The sequence below is a fragment of the Hyphomicrobium sp. MC8b genome, assembly GCF_905067615.1.
In the GTDB taxonomy this organism is placed as follows: Bacteria; Pseudomonadota; Alphaproteobacteria; order Rhizobiales; family Hyphomicrobiaceae; genus Hyphomicrobium_B.
In genome coordinates this window covers 2,841,349-2,868,207 of the sequence record NZ_LR898465.1, presented here as the reverse complement: position 1 = coordinate 2,868,207, position 26,859 = coordinate 2,841,349, and the positions used below count along the sequence as shown (strand labels likewise).

Annotated in this window: 26 protein-coding genes; 11 read left to right on the top strand and 15 right to left on the bottom strand. The window is 60.5% G+C overall.

Annotated elements, in window-relative coordinates; translation table 11 throughout:
• From ACLB1Z_RS14030 to ACLB1Z_RS14020, 3 genes are all read right to left on the bottom strand, one after another.
• On the bottom strand, positions 1 to 5,700 hold the full coding sequence (locus tag ACLB1Z_RS14030) for a HAMP domain-containing protein (RefSeq protein WP_409560397.1): 5,700 nt from the start codon (positions 5,698 to 5,700) through the stop codon (positions 1 to 3).
• Between the two features lie 233 nt (positions 5,701 to 5,933).
• A complete protein-coding gene (locus tag ACLB1Z_RS14025) occupies positions 5,934 to 6,476 on the bottom strand; it encodes a sigma-70 family RNA polymerase sigma factor (RefSeq protein WP_013948238.1) in 543 nt (180 codons plus the stop codon).
• A complete protein-coding gene (locus ACLB1Z_RS14020) occupies positions 6,473 to 6,712 on the bottom strand; it encodes a NepR family anti-sigma factor (protein WP_013948237.1) in 240 nt (79 codons plus the stop codon). Before ACLB1Z_RS14020 ends, ACLB1Z_RS14025 begins: the two co-directional genes overlap by 4 nt.
• Positions 6,713 to 6,959: 247 nt before the next feature.
• Between ACLB1Z_RS14020 and ACLB1Z_RS14015 the strand changes: the two genes are divergently transcribed.
• Both ACLB1Z_RS14015 and ACLB1Z_RS14010 read left to right on the top strand, forming a co-directional pair.
• Complete coding sequence (locus tag ACLB1Z_RS14015; protein ID WP_409560396.1) at positions 6,960 to 7,763, top strand: response regulator; 804 nt, start codon at positions 6,960 to 6,962, stop codon at positions 7,761 to 7,763.
• 165 nt (positions 7,764 to 7,928) lie between these two features.
• Positions 7,929 to 8,489, top strand: a complete 561-nt coding sequence (locus ACLB1Z_RS14010; protein ID WP_409560395.1) for an SRPBCC family protein — start codon at positions 7,929 to 7,931, stop codon at positions 8,487 to 8,489.
• Positions 8,490 to 8,562: 73 nt separating this feature from the next.
• Here ACLB1Z_RS14010 and ACLB1Z_RS14005 read toward each other — a convergent pair whose 3' ends face one another.
• Together ACLB1Z_RS14005 and ACLB1Z_RS14000 are read right to left on the bottom strand one after the other, a co-directional pair.
• Positions 8,563 to 9,180 (bottom strand): response regulator, encoded by a 618-nt coding sequence (locus tag ACLB1Z_RS14005; protein ID WP_409560394.1) that lies wholly within the window; start codon positions 9,178 to 9,180, stop codon positions 8,563 to 8,565.
• Positions 9,177 to 10,538: a histidine kinase gene (locus tag ACLB1Z_RS14000; RefSeq protein WP_409560393.1), complete on the bottom strand. Its 1,362-nt coding sequence runs from the start codon at positions 10,536 to 10,538 to the stop codon at positions 9,177 to 9,179. Before ACLB1Z_RS14000 ends, ACLB1Z_RS14005 begins: the two co-directional genes overlap by 4 nt.
• 154 nt (positions 10,539 to 10,692) lie before the next feature.
• Between ACLB1Z_RS14000 and ACLB1Z_RS13995 the strand changes: the two genes are divergently transcribed.
• Together ACLB1Z_RS13995 and ACLB1Z_RS13990 are read left to right on the top strand one after the other, a co-directional pair.
• Positions 10,693 to 10,902 (top strand): hypothetical protein, encoded by a 210-nt coding sequence (locus tag ACLB1Z_RS13995; RefSeq protein ID WP_024276069.1) that lies wholly within the window; start codon positions 10,693 to 10,695, stop codon positions 10,900 to 10,902.
• Between the two features lie 209 nt (positions 10,903 to 11,111).
• The gene (locus ACLB1Z_RS13990) at positions 11,112 to 12,710 is read left to right on the top strand and encodes a hypothetical protein (protein WP_409560392.1); all 1,599 of its coding nucleotides are present in this window, start codon (positions 11,112 to 11,114) and stop codon (positions 12,708 to 12,710) included.
• Positions 12,711 to 12,724: 14 nt separating this feature from the next.
• Here ACLB1Z_RS13990 and ACLB1Z_RS13985 read toward each other — a convergent pair whose 3' ends face one another.
• Positions 12,725 to 12,934 (bottom strand): DUF2842 domain-containing protein, encoded by a 210-nt coding sequence (locus ACLB1Z_RS13985; RefSeq protein WP_409560391.1) that lies wholly within the window; start codon positions 12,932 to 12,934, stop codon positions 12,725 to 12,727.
• A gap of 107 nt (positions 12,935 to 13,041) precedes the next feature.
• Between ACLB1Z_RS13985 and ACLB1Z_RS13980 the strand changes: the two genes are divergently transcribed.
• The gene (locus ACLB1Z_RS13980) at positions 13,042 to 14,163 is read left to right on the top strand and encodes a COX15/CtaA family protein (protein ID WP_409560390.1); all 1,122 of its coding nucleotides are present in this window, start codon (positions 13,042 to 13,044) and stop codon (positions 14,161 to 14,163) included.
• Positions 14,164 to 14,237: 74 nt separating this feature from the next.
• On the opposite strand, the gene argC is transcribed toward ACLB1Z_RS13980, so the two are convergent.
• The 4 genes from argC to rplM form a co-directional block, all read right to left on the bottom strand.
• Positions 14,238 to 15,179, bottom strand: coding sequence for an N-acetyl-gamma-glutamyl-phosphate reductase (gene argC / locus ACLB1Z_RS13975; protein WP_409560389.1), 942 nt, complete (start codon positions 15,177 to 15,179; stop codon positions 14,238 to 14,240).
• Positions 15,176 to 15,934 carry a TerC family protein gene (locus ACLB1Z_RS13970; RefSeq protein WP_409560388.1) on the bottom strand — a complete coding sequence of 253 codons (759 nt, stop codon included), beginning with the start codon at positions 15,932 to 15,934 and terminating at the stop codon, positions 15,176 to 15,178. The genes argC and ACLB1Z_RS13970 overlap by 4 nt, the downstream gene beginning before the upstream one ends.
• A 162-nt stretch (positions 15,935 to 16,096) precedes the next feature.
• Positions 16,097 to 16,576 (bottom strand): 30S ribosomal protein S9, encoded by a 480-nt coding sequence (rpsI, locus tag ACLB1Z_RS13965; RefSeq protein ID WP_013948225.1) that lies wholly within the window; start codon positions 16,574 to 16,576, stop codon positions 16,097 to 16,099.
• A 5-nt stretch (positions 16,577 to 16,581) separates the two neighbouring features.
• Positions 16,582 to 17,043 (bottom strand): 50S ribosomal protein L13, encoded by a 462-nt coding sequence (rplM, locus tag ACLB1Z_RS13960; RefSeq protein ID WP_409560387.1) that lies wholly within the window; start codon positions 17,041 to 17,043, stop codon positions 16,582 to 16,584.
• A gap of 404 nt (positions 17,044 to 17,447) precedes the next feature.
• On the opposite strand from rplM, the gene ACLB1Z_RS13955 reads away from it, so the two are divergent.
• From ACLB1Z_RS13955 to ACLB1Z_RS13940, 4 genes are all read left to right on the top strand, one after another.
• Positions 17,448 to 18,038, top strand: a complete 591-nt coding sequence (locus ACLB1Z_RS13955; RefSeq protein WP_013948223.1) for a hypothetical protein — start codon at positions 17,448 to 17,450, stop codon at positions 18,036 to 18,038.
• 40 nt (positions 18,039 to 18,078) lie between these two features.
• Positions 18,079 to 18,894: an enoyl-CoA hydratase gene (locus ACLB1Z_RS13950; RefSeq protein WP_409560386.1), complete on the top strand. Its 816-nt coding sequence runs from the start codon at positions 18,079 to 18,081 to the stop codon at positions 18,892 to 18,894.
• A gap of 2 nt (positions 18,895 to 18,896) precedes the next feature.
• A complete protein-coding gene (locus tag ACLB1Z_RS13945; protein ID WP_409563277.1) occupies positions 18,897 to 19,334 on the top strand; it encodes a CoA-binding protein in 438 nt (145 codons plus the stop codon).
• A 253-nt stretch (positions 19,335 to 19,587) separates the two neighbouring features.
• Positions 19,588 to 20,229 (top strand): GTP cyclohydrolase II, encoded by a 642-nt coding sequence (locus ACLB1Z_RS13940; RefSeq protein ID WP_409560385.1) that lies wholly within the window; start codon positions 19,588 to 19,590, stop codon positions 20,227 to 20,229.
• Between the two features lie 48 nt (positions 20,230 to 20,277).
• Here ACLB1Z_RS13940 and ACLB1Z_RS13935 read toward each other — a convergent pair whose 3' ends face one another.
• Complete coding sequence (locus ACLB1Z_RS13935) at positions 20,278 to 22,053, bottom strand: glucan ABC transporter ATP-binding protein/ permease (RefSeq protein ID WP_409560384.1); 1,776 nt, start codon at positions 22,051 to 22,053, stop codon at positions 20,278 to 20,280.
• A gap of 257 nt (positions 22,054 to 22,310) precedes the next feature.
• On the opposite strand from ACLB1Z_RS13935, the gene ACLB1Z_RS13930 reads away from it, so the two are divergent.
• Together ACLB1Z_RS13930 and ACLB1Z_RS13925 are read left to right on the top strand one after the other, a co-directional pair.
• On the top strand, positions 22,311 to 22,919 hold the full coding sequence (locus tag ACLB1Z_RS13930) for a RibD family protein (RefSeq protein ID WP_409563276.1): 609 nt from the start codon (positions 22,311 to 22,313) through the stop codon (positions 22,917 to 22,919).
• A 4-nt stretch (positions 22,920 to 22,923) separates the two neighbouring features.
• On the top strand, positions 22,924 to 23,523 hold the full coding sequence (locus ACLB1Z_RS13925; RefSeq protein ID WP_013948216.1) for a cytochrome b: 600 nt from the start codon (positions 22,924 to 22,926) through the stop codon (positions 23,521 to 23,523).
• Between the two features lie 12 nt (positions 23,524 to 23,535).
• Here ACLB1Z_RS13925 and ACLB1Z_RS13920 read toward each other — a convergent pair whose 3' ends face one another.
• Genes ACLB1Z_RS13920 through ACLB1Z_RS13905 form a run of 4 tightly spaced genes read right to left on the bottom strand, consistent with a single transcriptional unit; the run spans position 23,536 to position 26,858 of the window.
• Positions 23,536 to 24,369, bottom strand: a complete 834-nt coding sequence (locus ACLB1Z_RS13920) for a methyltransferase domain-containing protein (RefSeq protein ID WP_409560383.1) — start codon at positions 24,367 to 24,369, stop codon at positions 23,536 to 23,538.
• On the bottom strand, positions 24,366 to 25,412 hold the full coding sequence (locus ACLB1Z_RS13915; protein ID WP_409560382.1) for a glycosyltransferase family 4 protein: 1,047 nt from the start codon (positions 25,410 to 25,412) through the stop codon (positions 24,366 to 24,368). The genes ACLB1Z_RS13920 and ACLB1Z_RS13915 overlap by 4 nt, the downstream gene beginning before the upstream one ends.
• Positions 25,405 to 25,809, bottom strand: a complete 405-nt coding sequence (locus ACLB1Z_RS13910; RefSeq protein WP_409560381.1) for a 6-pyruvoyl trahydropterin synthase family protein — start codon at positions 25,807 to 25,809, stop codon at positions 25,405 to 25,407. Before ACLB1Z_RS13910 ends, ACLB1Z_RS13915 begins: the two co-directional genes overlap by 8 nt.
• Positions 25,810 to 25,832: 23 nt before the next feature.
• Complete coding sequence (locus ACLB1Z_RS13905; protein ID WP_409560380.1) at positions 25,833 to 26,858, bottom strand: zinc-dependent alcohol dehydrogenase; 1,026 nt, start codon at positions 26,856 to 26,858, stop codon at positions 25,833 to 25,835.
• Between the last annotated feature and the right edge of the window lies 1 nt (position 26,859).

Genomic DNA, 26,859 nt, shown 5'->3' with positions numbered 1-26,859 from the left:
TCAACGATGCAGCCACATTCTCAACGCCGACAAAAGTTGCTCAGTATCCACGGGCTTTGCAAGGTAATCCGAAGCACCCGCCTCAAGGCACTTCTCGCGGTCGCCCTTCATCGCCTTGGCCGTCAGCGCGATGATGGGCAGACGCTGGTTTTTCTCGCTGCTGCGGATCTTCTGCATAGTCTGATATCCGTCCATTTCGGGCATCATGATGTCCATCAGAACGATTGAAACATCCGTCGTGCTGAGCGTCTCGATGGCTTCGAGGCCGGTCGTCGCCGTCAGCACTTCCATGCCGCGCCGTTCGAGCAGGCTGCTCAGAGCGAAGATGTTGCGCGCATCGTCATCGACGAGCAGCACTTTGCGCCCGACCAGATAGTCGTCGGTGTCGTGCAGGCGCGACAGCAATTCTCGCTTCTCCGCCGGCAACTCCGTGACGACGCGATGCAGGAAGAGCGCCGTCTCGTCCAGCAGACGCTCAGGCGACTCGACGCCCTTCACCACGACGGTGCGCGCATATTGCCGGATCTGCAGGTTTTCGTCGCTCGACAATTCGCGCCCTGTAAACACGATGACCGGAATATCGCGCATCGTTTCTTGCCGGCTCATGTGCTCCAGGATCTCGAAGCCCGACATGTCGGGCAATTTGAGATCCAAGACCACGCAGTCGACATTCTCCAGCCGGAGCGTGTCGATCGCCGATTTGCCGTCTTCCGCCGTCAAAATCTCGACGTCGCTTTCTTTGAGAAGCGTCGAAATGCTGAGACGTTCCGCTGGATCATCCTCGACGATCAGCAATCTCTTGGTGGCGGTCGCAGAAAACGCCCCGATCTTGCGCAGCGCCGATTTCAATTGGTCCGCCTGCAAAGGTTTCGTCAGGAACGAATACGCGCCGCGCGCCAGGCCATGATGGCGATCGTCGTCGAGTGTCAGAACTTGCACCGGAATATGCCGGGTGAGCGGATTGTGCTTCAACTGGCTGAGCACCGACCAACCCAAAATATCCGGCAGGTGAATATCGAGAGAAATCGCAGTCGGATTGTAATCCGTTGCCAGCGTCATAGCGTCGACGCCGCGTTGGCAGACAATGCCTTTGAAACCGGTGTCGTGCGCCGAGTCGAGAAGTATGCGAGCGAAATTCGGATCATCCTCGACGATCAACAGAACCTGATCGCCGGCAACGATACTGTCGCGGTCATCCTCGATCGTGGATGGCAACAACCCCGGATGCGGCAGCGCGACGGGCGATGTCATATTCGCTTCAGACTTCGTCCGGACATCACTCGCAAGCGAGGCGTAGCGCAGCGGCACGTAGAGCGTGAAGATGCTCCCGACACCGGGTTCGCTCGACAATTGAATTTCACCGCCGAGAAGGTGAGCCAGCTCGCGGCTAATCGCGAGGCCGAGACCCGTACCGCCGTACTTGCGGCTGGTGCTCGCGTCGGCCTGCTGGAAGGCCTCGAAAATAAGCTTCTGTTTGTCGGATGGAATGCCGATACCAGAGTCCTGAACCTCGAATGCAACGATGGTCGGAGCCGTCGATAGAATGGGATGCTCGGAATTCCACTTGTTGCCGTTGGCTGGTTTGACGGCCAGCCGCACGAACCCGTCACGCGTGAACTTGAAGGCATTCGAAAGCAGGTTCTTCAGAACCTGCTGCAGACGCTTGGAGTCCGTGAAAATCGTCTTACCGAGATCAGCATCAAACGTAACTTGGAAATCGAGACCGCGCCGCTCGGCTTCGTGGCGGAAAGGCCGCGCCACGGCTTCGATAAGACCGCCGAACGCGACCTCTTCCGCATCGACCGAAACGGTGCCGGATTCGATCTTCGACAAATCGAGAATATCGCTGATGAGGTTCAGCAGGTCGGTCCCTGCGCCGTGAATCGTGCGCGCGAACTCGACCTGCTTCTCCGTCAGGTTCTTGTCCGGGTTATCGCTGAGCTGCTGCCCGAGGATGAGGATGCTGTTGAGGGGCGTTCTAAGCTCATGAGACATGTTGGCGAGGAATTCGGACTTGTAACGCGACGTCAGCGCAAGCTCGGCGGCCTTTTCTTCGACCGCGCGCCGCGCCTGATCGATTTCCTCGTTCTTGCGCTCGACTTCGACGTTGCGCTCGGCGAGCTGTTGCGCCTTCTGCGCCAACTCTTCGTTAGTCTTCTGCATCGCGCGCTGCTGATCCTGCAACTCGCCAGCGAGCTGTTGCGACTGCATCAGCAGGCTTTCCGTCTGCATCGTCGCTTCGATACTGTTCAAGACGACGCCGATCGACACCGAAAGCTGTTCAAGGAATGTCAGCTGCGCAGGCTCAAAGTTCTGCAGCGAGCTGAGCGATATGACGGCCTTCAGGCGGTCCTCGAACGTGATCGGATGCACGATGACGCTGCGCGGCGGCGCTTTGAACACGACGGAATCGATATTCGTCGTCGGTTGCGGAATGTCGGTCAGCACGCGGCGCTGCTTTTCGACGGCACATTGCCCGACGAGGCTTGAGCCAAGACCGAGCCGTTCGGGGTAGGGCGCTTGCGTATCATCGGCGTAGCTCGCAAGCAGCTTCAACTCGCTGTTGGTCGCATCGTACTGATAGATAACACCCTGATGCGCGTTGATCAGCGGCACGAGTTCCGACAGCAGTTTCTGCGACACTGTCATCACATCGCGCTGCCCCTGAAGCATGCTGGTAAAGCGCGCGAGGTTCGTCTTGAGCCAGTCCTGTTCGGTGTTGAGCTGCGTCGTGAGACGCAGGTTGCCGATCATCGTGTTGATGTAGTCTTTCAGTTCCGCGACTTCGCCGCGCGCTTCGACCTGAATCGTGCGCGAAAGGTCGCCGCGTGCGACGGCCGTCGTCACTTCGGCAATGGCGCGCACCTGCGTCGTGAGGTTGGCGGCCAGCAGGTTGACGTTGCCGGTCAAATCTTTCCACGTGCCGGCGGTGCCCGGCACGTTGGCCTGACCGCCAAGACGCCCTTCGACGCCGACTTCGCGCGCCACCGTCGTCACCTGATCGGCGAACAACGCCAGCGTTTCGGTCATGTCGTTGATCGTTTCGGCGAGTGCTGCCACTTCGCCTTTCGACTTCACCGTGAGTTTCGGTTTCAGGTCGCCGTTCGCAACCGCGGTCACGACCTTCACGATGCCGCGCACCTGTTCGGTAAGGTTCGCAGCCATGACGTTCACGGTGTCGGTCAAGTCCTTCCACGTACCGGCGACGCCCGGCACGGTCGCCTGACCGCCGAGCCGGCCTTCAGTGCCGACTTCGCGAGCGACGCGCGTCACTTCGGAAGCGAAGGCATTGAGCTGGTCGACCATCGTGTTGATCGTCGTCTTGAGATCGAGAATTTCGCCTTTGACGTCGACCGTAATTTTTCGCGAAAGGTCGCCGCGCGCCACAGCGGTCGTCACTTCGGCGATGTTTCGAACCTGCGTCGTGAGGTTGGCGGCGAGCAGGTTGACGTTATCGGTCAAGTCTTTCCATGTGCCGCCGACGCCCGGCACAACGGCCTGACCGCCGAGGCGGCCCTCGGTACCGACCTCGCGGGCCACGCGCGTCACTTCGGCAGCGAACGACCGTAGCTGCTCGACCATCGTGTTGAGCGTTTCTTTCAGCAGCAGAATTTCGCCGCGCACGTCGACGGTGATCTTCTTAGACAGGTCACCGCTCGCGATGGCGGTCGCAACTTCGGCGATGTTACGAACCTGGGCCGTCAAGTTGCCGGCCATGAAGTTCACGTTGTCGGTGAGGTCCTTCCAAGTACCGGCGACGCCCGACACCTGCGCCTGACCGCCAAGCTTGCCTTCGGTGCCGACTTCGCGGGCGACGCGCGTCACTTCGGAGGCGAAAGCATTGAGCTGGTCCACCATCGTGTTGATGGTGTTTTTCAACTCCAGAATTTCGCCTTTGACGTCCACCGTAATTTTTCGCGAAAGGTCGCCGCGCGCCACGGCCGTCGTCACTTCGGCGATGTTGCGCACCTGACCGGTCAGGTTGCCCGCCATCGAGTTGACGTTGTCGGTGAGGTCCTTCCACGTACCGGCGACGCCCGGCACCGCGGCCTGACCGCCGAGCTTGCCTTCGGTGCCGACTTCGCGGGCGACACGCGTCACTTCGGAAGCGAAAGCGTTGAGCTGATCGACCATCGTGTTGATCGTCGTCTTGAGATCGAGAATTTCGCCTTTGACGTCGACGTCGATTTTCTTCGACAAGTCACCACGCGCGATGGCGCCCGAAACCTCGGCGATGTTACGCACCTGTGTCGTGAGGTTCGACGCCATCGAGTTGACGCTGTCGGTCAAGTCTTTCCACGTACCCGCAACACCCGACACCTGCGCCTGGCCGCCAAGCTTGCCTTCGGTGCCGACCTCGCGCGCCACGCGCGTCACCTCGCCGGCGAAGCCGTTGAGCTGATCGACCATCGTGTTGATGGTCTCTTTCAACTGCAGAATTTCGCCCGAGACGTTGACCGTCACTTTCTTCGAAAGGTCGCCGCGCGCAATGGCGGTGGCGACTTCGGCGATATTACGCACCTGGCCGGTGAGGTTGCCTGCCATCGAGTTGACGTTGTCGGTGAGGTCTTTCCATGTACCAGCGACGCCCGGCACCGCAGCTTGGCCGCCGAGGCGACCCTCGGTCCCGACTTCGCGGGCGACGCGCGTCACTTCGGAGGCAAAAGCATTGAGCTGGTCCACCATCGTGTTGATGGTGTTTTTCAATTCCAGAATTTCGCCTTTGACGTCGACGGTGATCTTTCGCGAAAGGTCACCGCGCGCCACGGCCGTCGTCACTTCGGCGATGTTTCGAACCTGCGTCGTGAGGTTGGCGGCCAACAGGTTGACGTTATCGGTCAAGTCCTTCCAGGTTCCGCCGACGCCCGGCACAACGGCCTGACCGCCGAGGCGACCCTCGGTTCCGACCTCGCGCGCGACGCGCGTCACTTCGGCAGCGAACGATCGCAGCTGTTCCACCATCGTATTGATGGCTTCCTTGAGCTGCAGGATCTCGCCGCGCACGTCGACGGTGATCTTCTTCGACAGGTCGCCGTTGGCGACGGCAATCGTCACTTCAGCGATGTTGCGAACCTGAGCCGTCAGGTTCGAGGCCATCAAGTTGACGCTCTCGGTCAGGTCCTTCCAGACGCCGGTCACTTCGCCGATCTGGGCTTGGCCGCCGAGCTTGCCCTCGATGCCGACCTCCCGGGCGACGCGCGTCACTTCCGAGGTGAAAATCGACAACTGCTTGATCATCGTATTGACGATCGTCGCCGACCGCAGAAACTCGCCCTTGAGCGGACGACCATCGACGTCTAGCCGCATCGGTTGCAACAGATTGCCCTGCGCGACGGCTTCGATCGTGCGCGTCACCTCGGTCGTCGGCTGCAACAGATCGTCGACGAGGCCGTTGATGGACTGTTCCATCTCCCCCCAGGCGCCGAGCGCCAGGCCGAGCCGCACGCGCTGGTTGGTCAAACCTTCGCGGCCGACCGCATGGCCCAAATGCTGAAGCTGATTGGCCATGCGCTGGTTTGTAATAATAATGTCGTTGACGGTGTCGGCGATCTTGCCGGCCAGGCCGTCCCAGTCGCCGCGCATGCGGACACTGAAATCGCCCTCCTTAACCGCCTGAAGTGTTTGGAGCATTTCGACGAGCACACCGCCCGAACCCGAAGGGTAGCGCTCGGATTCAACGGCGCTGATCTGCTCCGACATTCAAAACTCCCCTCGCGTCGCGTTTTAACCCCGAAGAACGCTCGAACCCGGCAGTTTGTTCCATTGCCCTGCAGGCGCTCTCGGCCGTTTCCGCCGCTTATGATGACCGGTTCGGTAATAAGCATGATCGGCTGAGACGCGGTCATCGAACCGCCGGTCTGCCGAGACCGTGAAGAAACTGCCGCAGCAAGCAGAACGAACAAGGTGGCCAAAGATTGGCTGACGCAAACGCGCTATCGGCCTGACGAGCTTTTGACGGCGTCTTCATCGTCCGGCACAGCTTCGCCTGGGAGCTGACCGGTCATTTCCTCAAGAAGCCGATTGCGGGCGCGGTTGACGCGGCTTTTCATCGTCCCGACCGCGCAGCCGCATACGCGGGCCGCATCCTCGTACGAGAAGCCTTCCGCGGTAATGAGCAGCAGAGCCTCGCGATGGTCGGGCGAGAGCCGCATCAGCGCTTTCTGCATGTCGTCGAATTCAAGATGGGTAAGCTGCGGTGGTGGCACGCTGGCATTCATCGCCGCATGATCCTCATCGAGCTCTTCACGCTGGGATTTCCGATAGTACGTGAAATAGGTGTTGCGGAGGATAGTGAACAGCCACGCCTTGAGGTTCGAATCCGGCACGAAGGAGTCTTTGTGCGTCCAGGCTTTAAGCAAGGTTTCCTGGACAAGATCGTTCGACAGCTGCGCGTCGCCGCTCAGCGAATGTGCAAAGGCCCTAAGATTTGGGATCGCCTCGATCAGCGCGTCCCCGAAACTCTTAGTTTCCGTCACTTCTGCTGCTCCTTGGCCTCGAGCTTGCGGACAAGTTCGAGGAGGTCGTCGGGGACGGGCTCCTGGGCGATGGTGTCATACATCGCCCGCATGCGCTGACCGATGAGCTGCGCGGCAAATCCGGGAAGCTGCGGAAGAGGGCCTTTTGCGGCCTCGGGTTCTGGCTGACCTTCCGGTTCCGGAAAGTCGCCGTCCGTTCTCTTGCAATCCTCGGGTGCGTCGAGGCGATGCTGCATGACGTGATCTTGAGCCCTGTTGAAGATTGCGACCGGCCCCGATTGAGACAAACTCCTGTAACATTGTCAGCAGGGGGGCTCGTCTGCCGAACGTGGCACAAGAGATTTTGTTCCGGGTGGGAACCATCTCTTCCACAGGTTCGTTGTTGTTCCGGTAGAGATTGGCCATCGCGGAGGTTGCGCGGGCGGTATTGCCGCTCGCCAAGGATGAGTTTACTCATCCGCTTGGCTTGGGAGGTCCAAAGCTATGTCGATTGCGCAGACAATACGCGTGCACTTGCCTTATTTACGGCGGTTCGCACGGACCTTGACCGGCGCGCAGCAGACGGGCGACGCCTACGTTGCGACGCTTCTCGAAAGTCTGGTTTCAACGCCGTCGGACTTCCCGACGAACATGCCGCCGCGCATGGCGCTCTATCACCTGTTCCTGAAGGTATGGAATTCGGTCCGGCTCGATTCGAACGGCGGCGACGAAGTGACCAGCGCGCTTGTCGCGGCCCAGCGGAAAATAAACTCGATCAGCTCGCTGCCCCGGCAAGCGTTCCTGCTGGTTGCGGTTGAAGGCTTCACCTCGGCCGAGACGGCCGCCATTCTCGAAGTCACGGAACCCGACGTCGAGAAGCTTCTTGAAGTTGCCGGCCAGGAAATTGCTCATCAGGTCGCGACCAACGTTCTCATCATCGAGGACGAACTGCTGATCGCGATGGACCTTGAAACCATCGTCACCAGCCTCGGCCATTCCGTGCAGGAAGTGGCAACCACGAAAAACGAAGCGCTCGCGGCTGTGAAACGCAACAAGCCGGGGCTCATCCTTGCCGATGTTAAGCTTGCCGATGGCAGCAGCGGTCTTGAAGCAGCGAAGGAGATCGTTGCCGAAGACGAGGTTCCGATCATCTTCATCACGGCCTATCCCGAAAAGGTCCTGACCGGCGAACGCCCCGAGCCGACCTTCCTCATTTCAAAGCCGTTTCAGCGCGACACCGTCATGGCGATCATCAGCCAGGCGCTGTTTTTCGACACCAAGGCCCATCCTCGGACTGCCGCCGCCTGATATCTAAAGCCGGCGCTCCGAGTCTGGACATACAATCCAGGCAGCCCGAGCCCTTCCGGCCAGACTTTTTCCCATAGTAATAAAGTAACGCGCTTGTGAAGCCGGGTGTCCCGGCTTTTTCGTATGAGCGTTGGGACTGACAAAAAAACTTGGGAGTGAAGCGCAATGAAATTGGCACAGGGTCCTGTCTTCGCCGGACTGATTGCCGGACTGCTCGTGGGAACGCTTGGCGCCGTCACCGCCGCCAACGCGGCCAGCATTGCCGTCGGCAAAAAGCTGGAGCTCAAGGTCGACCCGGCAAAGATGAAAGAAGAGCGCGATCGTCTCTGGGCCAAGTACGGAGGATGGTGCGCGATCCAGGATTGGCATCCGGCTATCGCGAAATGCGAGGAGACCACCGAGGGCGACGCCAAGGTCCGCATCCTGACGCTAAAGGGCGGCGGCACGATCAAGGAAAAGCTGCTCGACGTGAAGCCGAACTTCTACCGCTATGAAATTCTCGAAAGCCCGCTGCCGGTCAAAAATTATCAGGCGCAGTTTGCTCTGACGCCGGATGACGACGACGAAGATGAAATCAATTTCGCTTGGTCCGCCGTATTCGATCCCGCGGACGGTAAGACCGACAAGGAATCCCGCGACGTGATCGATGGCATCTTCAAGGCCGGTCTCGACAACATCAAGAAAACGGCGGGCACCAAGCCTGACGATGACGACGACAAGAAATAAGCCGTCACGCGAAACGGTTAAAAAGGCGCCGCGCAATCGGCGCCTTTTTTTCTTTTCCTCGCGCGTCGAGCGATCATGCCTTCAGCGTTTCGATCGCGAGACGGATGAGGTCTGCGGTCCGGTCGACGCCGAGCTTCACCTTCATCTGCGTGCATATGTTGGCGACGGTCTTGTAAGCGATCCCGAGACTTTCGGAGATCGCCGTCATGCTCTTGCCCTGTCCGAGCATCCGAAGAATCTCGACCTCGCGGATCGACAGCGACTGCAGCGGATCGTCCGACGAAATCTGGCTGACCGCAATGCGCGACGCGAGATCTCTGTCGATGTACTGCTCGCCGGCGCGCACCTTGCGGATCGCCGCGATCAGTTCTTCGACCGGCGCGCTTTTGCTGACGTAACCCCGCGCTCCGCCGCGCAGTGCGCGAACGGCATAGATCGGCTCGTGGTGCATACTGAAGACGACGACCCGCGCGTTGCCGTCAGCGGCGAGAATTTGCCTGAGAACTTCAAGGCCGCCGGCGCCTTCGAGATTGAGATCGAGCACGACGACGTCCGGCCGCTCTTGCCGGTAGACGGTGAGGGCCTCCTCAATGCCGGACGTTTCCAAAACATCCGCTTCGAAATGCGCCACGAACAGCTTTCTCAGCCCTTCGCGCACAACACCATGGTCATCGACGATAAGAATTTTCATGCTGCACTCGTGGTCATGTTTTGCTGGCCATCATTCTTATTTCGCGCCAGCGGCAGTGGAATCTCGACAATCAACAACACGCCTTTCCCCCCTTCGCGATCGGCAATGCGGAGACGGCCGTCAAGCGACGCCACGCGCTCTCGCATTCCTGCAAGACCAAATCCTCTCGTTCCATTCACCGTAATTCCCGAGCCGTCGTCCGATACGACGATCCGCAATGCGCCATCGACGCGCCGCGCCGTAAGTCCGATGGCGGAAGGCTGCCCATGCCGCACGGCATTGCTCGTGCCCTCCTGCAAAATCCGAAAAGCGACCTCCTCGATGCCGATTGGAAAACGCGCGTCCTCGATGTCCATCGTGAAGTTGATGTTGGGTCGTCGCGCCTTCCAGAACGCGACCAGCTGCTCGACCGCGATCACCAGCCCCTGATCGATCAGCAGCGCCGGCCTGAGGCGGCTCAGAATAGCGCGCAAATGCACCTGCATGTGCTGGACCGACTGGCGAATGGCCTTGCTTCGTTCGACGATCTCATCGGACGCATTGCGCGAGGCGAGGAGAGGGATTGCCTGCGCATCGACGTCGGCGGCGAAAAGAAACGGGCCAATCTCGTCATGGAGATCGCGGGCGATCTCGGAACGCTCTTCTTCCTGTACGGTCGAAAGCTGCTCGTTGAGGCGGTGGTTATCATGCTCGGACGCTTGCAACTGGTCGGCCATGCGGTTGAAAGCCTGATAGATCAGCTTCAGGTCTTCGGGACCGGCTTCGGCGACGTGGGCCGTGTAGTCGCCTTTTCCGACGCGGTCGAGCGCAGATGAAAGCTGTTCCAACGGTCGGAGCGCCCGCCCGAGCGTGGCGTAGATCAGCGTCAGCACGACGGCGCAGAAGCTCGCGATGATCAGGAATTTGAGCTTCAGATCTTCCCAGACCTCGCTGACTTCATTGTGCGGATCAGCCTGTATTCGAATCGTACCGAGATCTTGGACCCCTTTGGGAAGATCGAACGTCCGCGCTCGCTGCTCGCCGGCAAGAAGCCCGAACAGCCAACTTGGGGGAGGATCAAACGGCTTTTCGAGACGTGACACGCTCGCAATCTTGCCGGTCGGATTGACGAGGCGAGCAACGATGTGCCGATCGCCGTCGAACGAGGAGATGATCCTGCGAACCTGCGTGTTCGCGTCGGGTCCTGGCACGACGGACGTCAGCGCATCGCCGACGGCGCTGCCCGCGACTTCCATGGCCGACGACATTTCAAGATCGATCTTGCGCAGCCCATATAGGTACGTCAGCACGCCGCCACCGATAAGGCAAAGCGCGAGGACGAGCGCGACGAGCGCGAGAAGTCGGCGTCTCAAGGGCATTCGTAAAGCAATGCAAACAATTGTAACATTGTAACTTCTTGGCCCACGCCGATGTGTGCGTCAAGCAAAGTTGCCAAAGCTTCGGTCGGTGAATGGCAAAGAACCTGCATTTCATCGTTTGTAAACGAATTCGAATGCCGGAGCGTACCATTTCATGACGCCGTATTTTCGTTCCTACGCCGCCAACTTCAATCGCATACGCCTATTGGAGATGATCGACTATCGCGAACCGCAAACGAGCCGTCGCGAAATGCAACAATTACCGACGATATGCGCGCAGGAACGAGAAATCCGCGCTTTTTCCGATCTGCAATTCGTTGCTGACTCGAAGCGCAACGGCGTCCTTTCGGGAATTATTCCCTGATTTGCGGGAAAAGTTTCCAGTCGCAAGCCCCGCGTCTTTACCCGGTTTTGCTATTGCGACTCTTCCATGATGCGCCCTGTGAATTTGTCGGGCGCGCGGAATTGTCTCCAATCTTTTCATTTCCATTAAGCACTTGCTAACTTCGCCAGACGCTTACTCGGGGCATTGCCGAAACCCCGGACTGAGCCCTGAAAGTGATGCCGTCGCGTGTGTCTGCGTTGCCTGAACCCCGTCAAGCGCCGACAATAACGGAAGCGCTGAAGCAGAAGGCTATGCTGCTCCTCCTGTTGAGCGTATTTGTCAGTGTGGTGACATATGCGGTGCTCTCGCTGATCGCGCCGCGGTATGAAAGCGAAACCGTAATCGCCATCGAGCCGGAAGGCGCCACGTCATCGACTGCGATGGATCAGGCAGCGATCAGCACCTACATCGGCGCTCTGGAATCGTCTTTCTTATTGCGCCCCATCGCTGATGAGCTCGCGCTCGCCAAGCAGCCCGAGTTCAACGGCGCGCTGGGGCCGGTCGATCTGCTTCATGCCGCGCGGCGCGCGGTCGGATTGGACAACGACGGCGGCGGTGCCAACGAATTGACGCGGGTCGTCACGGCTCTGCGCGACAGCCTCGACATCCACGGCACGAATGATCGTCACGCCATCGTCATTCGCGCGACGTCGCTTGATCCTGTGCGCGCTGCCAAAATCGCGAATGCCATCGCCGACAAATATGCAGCGATGCTCGCGCAAGAGGCCAAAAGCGTGCAAATGGGTTTCTATCGCGCACCGGATGCGCCCAAGAGCAAAGCGGCGGCACCGCCGGTCGCGCATATCCTATCGAAGGCCGTGCCGAACGCCGTGCCCGCCTACCCGAAGAAGATCGAGCTTTCGGTCGTGGCAGGCGCGGCTTTTGCGTTGTTTGCCGTCGCGTGGATCGTCGTGACGACCGCGCTGCGTGGACTGCCGAAGCGGCAACCTGAAAAACCATCAGCCTCGCACGCGGATGCGCCCGCGCCGAAGCCAGAACCGCTTCTGGAGACCAAGCCCGAGATCGCGGACGAGCCCATACTGGCTGAGAATATATCAGAGCCGGTTGAACTGCCCGCCGAGCCGGATGACATCGCCGCTGTGTCATCCGCCATGACGCACGATCAATCCACCGCCTTTACTGAAATCGAAAAGCTCGCCCTCCGCCTCAAGGCGCAGCGGCCGTCGGGAGGCGGACACCGCACACTCATCACGTCGGAGAGCGAGGACGTCATTCCCTACGAGCAAGCGCTGGAGCTGGCGAAAGTTCTCGCTGGCTGCGGCGCGCAAACGATCCTGATCGATTGGAGTCCGGGCGGGAAGGGATTTGCAAAGGCAGCCGGGGTCGAGGCTAGCGTCGGCTGGAACGATCTGTTGCAGGGCCGCGCAACTTTCGACGACATCATCCATCGGCTGCCCGGCAGTCGCGCTCAAGTGATTGCGAGTGGCGTTGCGCTTCCGTACGGCGGCCGCAAGCTGGATGCCGACCTGCTGAACTTGGCGCTCGATGCCTTGGACGAGGTTTATGACCATATCGTCGTGACAGGACGTCACAACGAAGCGCGTGCATTGTTCGAATGTATCGAAGGCCGTTTCGATGCCGGGATTACAGTCGAGCCGAATGGCGACGGCACGTCATCGCCGAGCGACGCAACGACCTTCCTGAGTTTTGACGTCACCGATATCGATATCTTGCATTATCGGCGTCCCGAGCCGCCCGTTTCGGCCATGGCGCAGCGCATTGCCCGTGCGACGCGCGCGCGTGAGTTAGCCGTTCAGCACGCCTAGCCGCGTTCTCTGTTTCAGCGGTCGGGACGTTGCATCCAACTGATGAGCCACGCGGCCGGGAGCGTCCACAGCAGTCCGGCGACGGCGTAATAGGCAAGCTCCGCAAATTTACTGACGTTGCGAACCTGCAGGACAACCGCGACTGCGACCGCCAGGACTGCATAGATGCCCACGAGCAAAAGTAGAGCTACCGTGCCGAGAAGCTTTCTTTTGCGCTGCGTCATAGCTCGACAATCGCCCGCGTTGAAGCCCGCGCCGCATGGGCGCATTGCTCCGCCTCAATGAAAGAGTATCACACCCCGATTAAACGGCTTGAGGATATGCCCCGCCGATGAGCACGATGCAACTTTCGGATAATCGCGGCACGACGGCCCAAAACGGTAAAGACGCCGGTCGGCGCTCCGTTTCGCTCTGGCTTTGGTTCGTGGCCGCGCTGGTACTGGCGATGGTCGTCGTCGGGGGCGCCACGCGACTGACGGAAAGCGGGCTTTCGATCACCGAATGGCAACCGATCCTCGGCGCGATCCCGCCGCTGAACGAAGCCGACTGGATGGCGGCGTTCGACAAGTACAAACAGATCCCACAGTACACGGCCATTCATGATGGCATGTCCCTCGATCAGTTCAAATTCATTTACTATTGGGAATGGAGCCACCGGCTGCTCGGCCGTGCCATCGGCTTCGTGTTCGCCATTCCGTTTCTGTACTTCTGGTGGACCGGCAAGCTGAAGCGCGGCACGGGAAAGAAGTTTCTCGGCATCCTCGCGCTGGGCGGACTTCAGGGCTTCATTGGCTGGTACATGGTCAGCTCCGGTTTGAGCGAGCGCATCGAAGTAAGCCAGTACCGGCTCGCGCTGCATCTGGTGACGGCGTTTATGATCCTCGGTCTGCTCGTTTGGGCGGCGCTCGAAGAATGGCCGCGAGAGGAGCGCATCACGGGCGAGGTGGCGACGCCGTTGATCAAGCGTATGGCCGCCATCATCGTTGCCACGGTTCTTATTCAGGTCATGCTCGGCGCCTTCGTGGCGGGGCTCAGGGCCGGATACATCTACAACACGTGGCCGTCGATGGATGGTCAGTTCATTCCAAGCGACTATTGGATCAAGCCTGCGTATCTGACCTTCTTCGAAGGCCATGCCGCCTCGCAGTTCAATCACCGCATGGTGGCCTATCTCGTCGCCGCATTGGCTTTTTTCCAGATTTGGCTGACGACGCGCACGCCGGTCGATGATCGCATCCGCCTGACGTCGCAATGGCTCGGCGCCGCGGTCGTCTTCCAGATTGCGCTCGGCATTACGACGCTGCTGCTGCACATGCGTCTCGACCTGGCCCTGTCGCATCAGGCAGGCGGCGCGATCGTTTTCATTCTGGCTGTCGTGCATTTGCACGCAACGCGCCGCGCTGGGATCGTTCCGCGCGATTACTTCGCCGCCCGCGGTCGCGCATCGGCCTGACGTTCGCTCGCTCAAGCTCCTTCCCCTTGACGGGGAGGGGTGAGGAGCTGTCCGAACGAAAATGCGAATGCCGCTTACAGGCCGAGCATCAGTTCGATGTTCTGAACGGCCGCGCCGGCTGCGCCCTTGCCGAGATTGTCGAGCCGCGCGACGAGCACCGCCTGATTCAGCGCAGCCTTTCCGAACACGTACAGCTCAAGCTTGTCCGTTCCGTTCAGTGCTTCGGCTTCCAGGCGGTTCATCTGCGCCGATGGCTCGGCGATAACGCTCACGTAGGCACTGCCGCGATAGTGCTCTTCCAGCACGAGCTCGATATCGCGCAGGCACGGCTTGCCAGGCAGCGTGTCGAGATGCAACGGCACGGACACGAGCATGCCTTGCCGGAAGTTGCCGACGCTCGGCACGAAAATCGGCCGCCGCGATAGCCCCGAATACATCTGCAGCTCGGGCACGTGCTTGTGTTCCAGGCCGAGCCCGTAAAGCTCGAACGACGGCGCCGTCCCAGCCTCATAGGCTTCAATCATCGTCCGTCCGCCGCCCGAATACCCCGACACGGCATTGACGGTGATCGGATAGTCCGGCTCGATGATGCCCGCATCGACCAGCGGTCGCAGCAGCGCGATCCCGCCCGTCGGATAGCAGCCGGGATTGGCGACGCGCGTCGCCCTCCGGATGACGTCGGCGTGGCCCGGCGTCAGTTCGGCGAAACCGTAAGCCCAGCCTTCCGCGACGCGATGCGCCGTCGAGGCGTCAACGATCTTTGGAGCCTGCGCGCCAAGCTCATCGGCCAGCGCCACGGTCTCTCGCGCGGCATCGTCCGGCAGGCACAGTACGACGAGATCGACGTCGCGCAGCATGTCTGCCCGCGCGGCGCGATCCTTCCGCTTGGCCGGATCGATGCTTTTAACGTCGATACCGGCGACGCCAGCCAGCCGCTCGCGGATTTCGAGGCCGGTCGTTCCGGCCTCGCCATCAATGAAAACCCGCGCGAGCTTCGTTTGTGTTGCGGTCGTCATCCTAACCACATCCCGATGCGATGCTTGATGCCTTCCCAGATCGTTTCCGAGCAGCCGATGCCATAGTTGGCACAGGCGATCCGGTGGCTGTCGCGATAGATCATATCGAGTGCAACATAAAGAATGATGGCAAGGCCGACCCAGGCGATCCAAGGATAGCGCGCCAGTAGCTTGGCGATGTAGGTCGAGGCCACTGCCATTAGAATGATGGCGATTGCCAAACCGATAATCAGGACAAGGGTTGATTCACCGGCTGCGCCCGCGACCGCCAGCACATTGTCGAGTGACATCGAAAGGTCGGCAAGGATGATCGTCCAAAGCGCGCCCCAGAACGACACCGGGTTCGGGTGCGGGGCGCCGGAGGCTAGGTTCTCTTCGACCTCGTGAATGGAATGCGTGTCGGCTTGGACGATCTGCCTGTACATTTTCCAGCAAACGAACAGCAGCAGAATGCCGCCTGCCAGTGTGAGGCCGATGACTTGAAGCATCTGTTGCGCAACGCCTGAGAAGATGATCCTCAGGATCACGGCGCCGAGAATGCCCCAAAAAATGACCTTCGTGCGCATCGATTTCTCGACGCGGGACGCTGCCATGCCGACCACGATGGCGTTGTCGCCCGCGAGCGTCAGATCGATCATCAGGATGTTGAACAGCGGCACGGCGTGGGTCCGCCACCAGTCCGGTGAGAGCAGTAAGCCGATGTCCGTTACAAAAACCGTCCATAGGTCATGAATGCCGTTTAATACTGCGTCCATTCTCTCTCCGAACCCCCCGGTCCTTAAGCCTGTGCCACAACGGCCGAAAGCCAGTGGCTATGTGGCATCACGGTGCCTCTGCGACAACCCTTCCGCGCCAGAAAAGCAAACAGCCCGCCAAGGTGGCGGGCTGTGCTTTCGTCCCAGGTGATCGCTGTTTGATTAGCGCTTCGAGAACTGGAACGACTTACGAGCTTTCACCTTGCCGTACTTCTTGCGTTCGACGACGCGGCTGTCACGCGTGAGGAAGCCCTGCTTCTTCAGCACACCGCGCAACTCCGGCTCATAATAGGTGAGAGCCTTGGAGATACCGTGACGCACGGCGCCGGCCTGACCCGAGAGACCGCCGCCAGCGACGGAAATACGGATGTCATACTGCGTGGCGCGGTTCGCCAGATCGAGCGGCTGCTGCAGAAGCATCTGCAGAACCGGACGCGCGAAGTAGGCCTTATAGTCTTTCTCGTTGACCGTGATCGTGCCCTTGCCCGGCTTCAGCCAGACGCGAGCGACGGCGTTCTTGCGCTTACCCGTTGCGTAAGCGCGGCCGAGCTTGTCGAGCTTCTGCGTGCGCACCGGCGCCGCTTCGGGCTCCGAGCCCTTGACGGCCGCGAGATCGGCGAGGGTCTTTGTTTCGGTAACCATGGATATTAGACCCTCACGTTCTTGCGGTTGAGCTTCGCGATATCGAGCTTTTCCGGGTTCTGCGCTTCATGCGGATGCGCGGTGCCCTTGTAGACGCGAAGGTTGCGCATGATCTGGCGATGAAGAGGTCCGCGGGCGAGCATGCGCTCGACGGCCTTCTCGATGATCCGTTCCGGATGCTTGCTGTCGAGAATCTGCTTCGGCGTCCGTTCCTTGATGCCGCCCGGATAGCCGGTGTGCTTGTAGTAGACTTTATCTTCGCGCTTGGCGCCGGTGAATACGACCTTCTCGGCGTTGATGACGACGATGTTGTCACCGCAATCGACGTGCGGCGTGTAGATCGGTTTGTGCTTGCCCTTGAGGCGCGTCGCGATGAGAGCGGCGAGGCGGCCGACAACGAGCCCTTCGGCGTCGATGAGGACCCACTTCTTCTCCACCGTGGCCGGCTTGGCGACATAGGTAGACATTATATTGAAGCTCCTTGGCGGATGGCTCCGCGCCCAGACGGCTGGTCGCGTGGCGTTCCGAGAAGCCGCGTGAATACGCAGAAATGTCGATCCTTGGCAAGAACAATTTCTTGTTTCGAATATTATATAGCAAAATCAAATAGATAATAAATACGGTAAAATAAAACCACATTACGGTATTGAAATACCACCTCACGCCGGGGCCATGCCTCCCCGCCGTGCAAGCCTTGTTCATGGGCGGTGCAGGGAGCATGGATTAAATCCCACACTGATCTTCGCGCGCCACACCGGGACCGAAATCTGAAAGCGGAACGGCGGAAGCTTTCTCGTTATCGTCCGAGTGGGCGTAAGAGGTCGCGGGGCAACAGGTCCGCGTGATGCGGAAAGTGTACTGGAGGAACACGATGTCGGTCTTTCTGGCCAAGGCGGCGCTGCGCACGATCATCGGGGGGCTCGCTCTCGCTGCCAGCGTGACACTGGCGAACGCCGAAGACGTCGCCGCACCGACCAATCCTCCAGCCGCGCAGGGCGATGCCAGCGGCTCGGACGCGCCTGCACCCGACGATGTGAAGCAGATCAAGCTGACCGACGATCAAGTGACGCGCTTCATCGCCGCGCAGGCCGACCTCGCGGCGATCGCCAGCAAAATCCAGGCGGCGGGTGACAAGCCCGATCCAGCACTCCAGTCGGAACTCGAAGGCATCGCAAAGAAGCACGGCTTCAAAACCTTCGCCGAACTGGATGACGTCGCCGCGAACATCTCGATCGTCATGGCCGGACTGGACTCCGGCACCGGCAACTTCGTCGATCCGGTTGATGCGCTGAAGAAAGAGCGCGAGGAAGTCGAGAAGGATACGACGATCCCAGACGCCGACAAGAAGCAGCTTCTTGACGAGTTGAATGAAGCGATCGGCACGACGCCGCGCCTCCAGTACAAGGAGAACGTCGAGATCGTGAAAGCGCATCGCGCCGAGATCGAGAAGGCGTTACAGTAGCGAAACGCTCGTTGACGGGCGTCACGCACGGAGTGCCCGAATGCAGGATCTGTCGCCCGTAGCTACCCCGCTGGTCCTCGCCGAGACCGTTGAGCCCGGCATTGTACGGCTGACGCTCAACCGGCCTGCGGCGCGTAACGCGCTTTCCCGCGCTGTCATTCGCGAACTGCACGATACCGTCGAGCGTTTGGGCGCCGATCTGAGCGTCGCCGTCATTATTCTTGCAGCAAGTGGCAAGGTCTATTCATCCGGCCACGATCTGAAAGAAATGACCGCGCACCGCGTCGATTCCGATGGCGGCGAGGCGTTTTTCCGCGAAACTATGACCGCATGCTCGGCGATGATGCGCGCCATCGTCGCCTGTCCGAAACCGGTTATCGCCGCGGTCGAGGGGCGCGCCACCGCCGCCGGCTGCCAGCTCGTCGCAACCTGCGATCTCGCCGTCGCTGCCGAGACGGCCGACTTCGCCACGCCCGGCGTGAATATCGGTCTTTTCTGCTCGACGCCAATGGTCGCGCTCTCCCGCAACATCCCGCGCAAGCGCGCGATGGAAATGCTGCTGCTCGGCGAAGCCTTGTCCGCGGCGGACGCACTGAGCTTCGGCCTCGTCAATCGCGTCGTGGCGCCGGACAAAGTCATGGACGAAGCGCTGAGCATGGCGCGCATCATCGCAGCCAAATCGAAGGCGACCGTCGCCATCGGCAAAGCGGCGTTCTATCACCAAGCGGAGATGCCGCTCGACGACGCTTATGCCTATGCCAGCGAGGTGATGGTCAACAATATGCTGACGGCCGACGCGGGCGAGGGGATCTGCGCCTTCATCGAAAAGCGTCACCCCGAATGGAAGGACAAGTGATCTTGTCCATTGACGGTTTGGACGACGCCGAAATCCGCGCCATCCTTGCGCGCGTCGAAACATTTGCAGTAGTCGGAGCATCTCAGAAACCCGAGCGGCCGAGCTACGACGTGATGCGGTTTTTGATCGCCAAAGGCTACACAGTGAAACCCGTCAATCCCGGCATTGCCGGTAAGACCATTCACGACCAATTGGTCCATGCGACGCTGGCCGACGTTCCTCCGCCCGCCGACGTCGTCGATATTTTCCGCAACGCCGACGCCGTTCCCGCGATCGTCCGTGAGGTGATCGCCGAGAAGGACCGTCTGGGCGTCAACGTGATTTGGATGCAACTCGGCATCATTAATGAAGATGCCGCAGCCGAAGCCCACGCCGCCGGTCTGACCGTCGTCATGGACCGCTGTCCGAAAATCGAATTCAGCCGCCTGATGCGCCGATAATTCGACATTCTTTGGTTGGGTGATGGGCTATGCCCTGGATATAAAGCTTATTCCAATTCGGTCCGAAGCCCTCCCCGCGTCATCCTGACGTCCTAAATCTTCCGCAAGGCTATGCCCATTTAATCGCGTTAGCGGATTTCGTGCCTACCTCGCTGTTCCCTGCGGAACATTCAAAAGGCCGCCGAGGTAGGAGACTTTGCGTTCGCCTCGCAAATGGGGCATATGCCTTCTGAGATCCCGGAGCGATATAAAGATGAAGTCGGGTGCCTTGACGTCCGTGAAATTGCCAGCCGATTGGTCGGTCGAGACCATTCTTCCCATCGACTTTCAGGGCAAGGAGTTGATGCTCGAAGCGCACGCCTATCAGGGCGATAGCGAAGAAGAGCAGGTCCTGGCCCTCATCCATCGCGACCCGACGGCCGTTAACGGCTCAGCGCCCGTTCCCGTGGTCCGCGTCCACTCCGGCTGCGTTACGGGCGACATCTTCCATTCGCTCCGCTGCGACTGCTATCAGCAACTCCAGGCCGCGCTGAAGATCGTCAGTGAGGTGCCCTACGGCGCCATCATCTATGTACCCTATCACGAGGGTCGGGGGATTGGCCTATTCAAGAAGATCCAGGCTTACGCGCTGCAGGATCAGGGCTTCGATACCGTTGAGGCCAACATCGAAGTCGGTGCTCCGATCGATAGCCGCGATTATGGTTTGACGGCGCGTGTCCTGCGCGACCTCGGCATGCCGGAGATCAAGCTGCTGTCGAACAACCCGGCCAAGGAGCAGGCTCTCAAGCAGCACGGCATCCGCATCGCCGAGCGTCTGCCGCTCGTCGCCGCGCCGAACAAGTTCAATCAGCGCTACCTCGACACCAAGCGCGCCCGTATGGCCCACAAGCTCTGACGCTTTTTCCTCTCCCGTGGGACAGGGCCATGCTTCCGCACCGGACCATCACGCCGCCGGTTCTCGCGGCTTCTCCGTCGTCTTCGGCACCGTGAAGCCGCCTTCGGCGACGAGCCGCGAGAAAAGCCCGCCGCGTTCCGCAAGCTCGGTGAACTGGCCGTGCTCGACGACTTTCCCCTGGTCCAAGACAAAAATCTGATCAGCGTCAGCAACGGTCGACAAGCGATGCGCAATGACGAATGTCGTACGCCCGGCGCGCAACGTATCAAGCGCTCGCTTGATCTTCGCCTCTGTCTCGGAATCGAGTGCGCTCGTCGCTTCATCGAGAATAAGGATCGGTGCGTCCTTCAGAATGGCCCGCGCGATGGCGATGCGTTGCCGTTCGCCCCCCGACAGCGCCAGCCCGCGCTCCCCAATGACGAAATCGTATCCGCCCGGTTTGCGCATGATGAAGTCGTGCGCTTCGGCCAGACGACTCGCGTGCTCGACCTCGGCGTCTGTTGCGCCCGGTTTGCCGATGCGGATGTTCTCGCCGATCGAACGATTGAAAAGTCCCGCATCCTGAAACACGACCGCGATATTGCTGCGCAGCGATGCGAGCGTCACACCAGCGATGTCCTGCCCATCAATCAATACCCGACCCGAGCTGGGTTTCAGGAATCGTTGGAGCAAGCCAATCGTCGTCGACTTGCCCGATCCTGTGGGTCCGACAAACGCAACCGTTTCGCCGGCCTTCGCCGCGAACGACAAGTCAGTGATGCCCTGCGGGCTGCCGTCGTAGCGGAAGTTGACATGATCGAATGCGACGGCGCCTTCAACGGCCGCAAGCGGCTTTGCGCCGGGCGCGTCGCCAACCGCGCCGACTTCATCCATCAAATCGAACAGAGCCGTGATCGTCGGCGCTTGCTGATCTATGCGCACGGCAAAACCCGAAAGCTGATCGAGCTTCGAGATCAGCAGCGTCGCAAAAGCCACGAAGCTGACGATCTGCCCGACCGTCAGCTCGCCGCGTCCGACGAGAATGGCGCCCGCCGTAAAGATGACAACCATCGTCAGCGTTGCCGCCGAACGCTGCATCACGGTCAACACGCCCCACCACGTCAGCACCGGGTACTGAGCCGACAAAAGATCGTTCGCGAGTCCGCGCAGCGCATCGGCTTCGGCTTTCAGCCGTCCGTAGCTCTGCACCACAGTGACGTTGCCGACGACATCGACCACGCGGCTCGACAGCGCCGTCTCATGATCTTCGACCGCGGCCTGCCCGACTGCGGTCCGCTTGACGACGAAGACGTGCATCAACGTGTAGGCGCCGGCGAGCGCCACCAGGATCGTCGCCATCCGGACGTCCATGGCGAACGCTGTCGGCACCAAAAGGATAATGCCGAACACGGTCGCCAATTGCTCGCGCATGACGCCGAGCCACAGCCAGAACAACGCGCTCATTCCCGACAAAATCGTCCGGATCGTCGCGCCCGAGCCGCGGGCCGCGTGTGCGCTTTGCGGCAACGAGATCGTCTTTTCGAAAACGCTCGCCAGATGCGCGAGCTTCTGCCGGTGCGCCAGCCGGTCGGCATTGATACCGACGATGACGCCGGCGATAATGCCGAACAGTCCCAGCAGCGCCCAAAGTCCGATATAGACGAAAGCGCTTTCTCCTTTGCTCAGGGCATCGACGACGCGCCCGAACAGAATGGGCTCGGCAAGTTGCGTTACGGCGATGACGACGCCGGCGGCCGCAAGACCCATCGCCAGATATTTCTCAGATGCGAGCAGGGCGAGCGAGCGCGTGTAGATTGCGATCAGGCCAAGCGGTTTCGTCGTCATGTCGGGATGCTATGAGAGGATAATGGAGAGGGCATGGAGAACGCCGGTAACACAGGTGAATTGCGCTGCATGCAAATCAACCGTAGACGGCTCAATTGGCGGTTGGCTCTTCGGCTCCAATGCTCCTTGCGCTCGGTTTTGCACCTTATAGCACGCTAAGACTCTATGACATCCGCTAAAAACCATGAGACAGGGATGTTCGACGCCATTTTGAGCGCATCGCCTGAACGTCCGTTCATCGTCGCCCAGCTCGGACAATCCTCGACGGGCGCATTGCGACGACGCATGGCGAGTCACGCTGGATCAACGGCCCGGCGGCCCTCGATCACCTGCATCGCCTTCGCGCCCACGTCGATGCCGTCGTCGTCGGCGTAGGAACGGTGATCGCCGACGATCCGCAACTCACCGTCCGCCGCGTCGAGGGTCAGCAACCCGTCCGCGTCATCATTGATCCGCGCGGACGCCTCCCGGCATCGGCCCGCTGTCTTTCCGTCGGCAACAGGCCATGCCTCGTTATCGGAGATCATGAACGCGTCGTTCCGGAAGGTGCCGAACTGCTGGTCGTCGCCTCAACGGAAGGGCGCCTGGCGCCGTACGCCATCGTCTCGGCGCTTTTCGCGCGCGGCTTCAGGAAAATTTTGGTGGAAGGCGGCGCCGCGACGGTTTCGAATTTCATCGATGCAAATATGGTTGATCGTCTTCATATCCTTGTCGCGCCAATGATATTGGGTTCAGGTATTCAAGGACTTTCGCTGTTGCCCGTCGACCGGCTCGGCGATGCGTTGCGGCCAGAAACGACGGTGCATGTTCTTGACGGCGGCGACGTGCTGTTTGATTGTGATTTGAGGCATCAACGGAGAGGATAGCGGCATGGCCCAAGATCCGAAATATGCTCTCCCGACCTACACGCCGACGGCGCGCGCCTTTCATTGGCTGATCGCGCTATTGATTTTCATTCAATTGCCCCTCGGCTTCTACATGTCGTACCGCGGCAATGAGATGCCGTCGGTCAACGAAAAGGGCGAACCGGTCAAAGGCGTGTGGGATGCGCTGACCGGCTATCTTTATAGCTCACATAAGTTGCTCGGATTGATTGTGCTGACGCTCGTCGTGCTGCGGCTGCTCTACCGGCTGACACAGGGCGCACCGCGCTCCGACCCGACCGTGCCACCCGCATTGACCGGCATCAGCCATCTCGTGCACTGGGCGCTGTACGCGCTGCTGATCGCGGTTCCCGTTCTCGGCTATCTGGCGATCTCATACGGCGACTTTCTCGATATCTTCAATTTTCGACTGCCGATGCTGACAGTGAAGAATGATGACCTCTCGAAGGAAATCTTCGAGTGGCACGAACTGGGCGCATTCCTGATCATCGGCTTCGTCACGCTGCACATCATCGCCGCCGTCTATCACTATTTCGTCCGCAGGGATCGGGTGGTCGAGCGGATGATCCCCAAGCGGGTCGCCTGATAAAGGAAGCGCTTACTGAGGCGCCGCGAAGACGTCGGTATGCCCCACGAACGCTGCGCTGCGCGGCACGTTCACCCACGTCACGATGGTTTTCTCATCGACGCCGCTGTCTTCCGTCACGGCGACCGCGTGGCCGCGCACCAGTTCTTCGATCAGCATGCGATCGGCGCGATCGAGCCGCCATGGGCTCTCACCGGACAGCGCCAGATAGCCGTTGATGCGAAATTGATCGACGAGATGCGAACCAGCGAGAGGACCGGCTGCAGAGCCGAAGCCTTTGTCGCCCATCTGGTGACGCTGAAACGCTGCCGTCATTTGATTGTCGGCCGGCCGATGCGGTGTCCACTTCTGCAAGCCGTTATAGACGAGCGTCGCGTAGAACGCCGCTTTAGCGCTGACGACGGCTTTCGCAAGTTCGCGGATATAGCTCTCGGACGTCAGGTCGAAAAACGCCGACGCCGTGACGAGCTGAACACCCTCCGCGATCAACGCTTGCGTATCGTGTGCCAGATCCGCCGATTTGAAAATGACGCGAATTTTGCGTCCGCTTTTCTCTAGCTCCAGCGCGTCGCCGTCGGTCGTGTGCGCGTCGGCCCAACGCGTGAGTTTCGTGCGCGCAGCATCGAGCAATGCCGCGTCGCGATCGACAAGCGTCCACGTTTGCCGCGATGGCAAAAGGTGCGCCGTCGCGCGAAGATTGGCGCCTGTGCCGGAACCAAGGTCGAGGACGTTCAGTTCGTCGCGCAACGCAAAGCGAGCGGACACGGCGTTTGCGACTTGCGGATTACGTGCGCGCCTATCGGCCGCTTCGCGCAGGTCGAGCCATTCGGCGGAAAAGTCACTCACGGTCGAAGTCCCAGAATAACGGCAGCGATCCGGCGAGCCGTTTCGTGCCAGGTCGGAAGCGTCCGGCCCGCTTCCCAGGCAGCATCAGCGAGCCGGTCGCGGAGTTTTTTGTCCGTCAACGCACGTTGCAGCGCTGCTGTCAGTTCCGGCACGTTGCCAGCTTCGACATGCAGCGCGGCGGCTTCGCCCGCTGTGTCGGCCGCAGCACCGCCTGCTGCGAGCACGATGGGCAGTCCACGCGCCATGGCTTCCGCCAGCACCATGCCATATCCTTCGAAAAGAGACGCCGAGACGAACAGATCTGCGCTCTCGTAAAAGCGGTCGAGCGTGGCCGGCACGACCTTGCCCGCAAGCGTAACGCGATCTTCGAGCCCGTGCTTGCGAATGGCCTCTTGCACCGATTCGACAGCTTGCGGATGACGGTCGAGCGCGCCCGCAATCGTCAGCCGCCAATCGATGTCGGCCAGCGGCGCCAACGCTTCGACGAGAAGATCATAGCCTTTGCGCGGCATCACAGCGCCGACCGCGAGGATCTGCAGCGGCGCGCCGGTTCCGGTTGCCCGCTGCGCCGGATCGGTTCCGGGCTGCGCGACGGTGATTTTCTCCGACGAGATACCCATGTGCTCGGTTACGATCCGCTTCGTCGCGCGGCTCGTCACGATGATGTGGCTGGCGCGCCTTAGCGCTTGTTCTTCGCTGTCTTTCAATTCGACTTTGCGCGCATGCGGCAGGCCCGTTTCAAGAAACAGCGGATGATGCACGAGGCCGACGACGCGGCCCTTGATGGCATCGAGCACGTCGTTGGTGAAGGCGCCGAACGCCAAGCCATCGACGACGAGCACGGAATTTGCGGGCAATCCTGCAAGCGCCTGCCGCGCGTCCTCCAGATCGCTTTCAGTAGGATTGGGAAACGACGCGGGCAGCGCCAAGACCGAAACCGGAACGCCGAACGCCGGAAGCAATTCCATCACACGGCGATCGTAGGCGTAGCCTCCCGTCGCCGTTTTTAAGTCTCCTGGAATGGCGAATACCGCTTCAGCCACCGATCGGTCCCTCGTAGCTCGCGCGCGCCAGATCCGTTTCAGACAGCGTGACACGGACCCGCGCAAGCGTCTTTCCGTCGTCACCAAGCGCGCCGGACAGCGCCGCCGCCGCCATCTGGTCGAAGATATATTTGCAAAGGAATTCGGTCGTCGTCAGCACACCTTTGAACTGCGGCAGGGTGTCGAGGTTCTGGTAGGCGAGGGGCTTCAACGTTTGCCCCAGGACGTCAAGCGCCGCGCCGATATCGACGACGACGTTCTGCGCCGTCAGCGCTTCGCGGAAGAACGCGACATCGACCACGAAGGTTGCGCCGTGCATGTTCTGCGCGGGTCCGAAAAACGGATCCGGCAGCGAGTGGGCGATCATAATACGGTTGCGGACTTCGACGGAGAACATCTGAGCTTCTTCACCTGATGAGATTAATAGCGAATGACCGGCGGCAAGTCGGATGACGACCAGATCCGTGGCAACACCGATGGCAAATCGTCGAAATGCACCTCTTCCGAAACGAGCGCATCGAGACGGGCGTCATCCAATAGGGCAATGGCGCGCGCAAGGCGATCGGCGTGCTTCAGTGTTCCGCGGTGGCTCGGTGCGACGTGCCCGACCTGAGACGATACGATTTTCAAGCGCCGGCTGTGAAACGCGCCGCCAAGCCTCACCGTCACGGGTTCCGATCCATACCAGCTCATCTCAACGACCATACCTTCGAATGCGCAGGCGTTCAGCGCCGCCTCTAGTCCGGCGCTGGTCGCACTCGCATGAAAGACGATGCGATTATCCGTTGGCGTGTCCGATGGTGAAACGAACCGGATGCCGAGCGCTTCGGCAAGTCGTGCGCGCGCCGGATTGACGTCTAGGATCGCGACCTCCGTGCCCGCAATCCGCCGGGCGAGATAGGCCGTCAGCAGACCGACGATGCCGGCCCCGACGACGAGCACGCGGTCGCCAAGCGTCGTGCCCGCGTCCCAGTGGGCGTTGAGTGCCGTTTCCATGTTGGCGGCAAGCACGCCCCGGCGCGACGGCACGGCCTCGGGAAGCAGCGCCAGCATCGTCTCCGGTGCTTGAAAATAATCTTGATGCGGATGCAACACGAAGGCGCGACGGCCGATGAGCGTATCGGCGCCCGCTGTAACGACGCCCGTCGCCGAATAGCCGTATTTGACCGGAAATGAGAATGCTCCAGCCTGCAACGGCGCGCGCATGCGAGACCATTCGCTTTCCGGCACCTGACCGAGAGCGACGAGGCGTTCGGTGCCGCGACTGATCGCGGAATACTCGGCGGCAATCCGCACATGGCCAGGAGGCGGCGGAGCTAGGCGTTCGGTCCGGATTTCGGCCACGCCCGGCTTGACGTACCAGAGAGCGCGCGCAACCACGATCTGGCCTTGGCTGCGGCGGGTCGGCTGGGCGTTGGGTTCGAAGGTGCTCTGCGGGTCATTCATT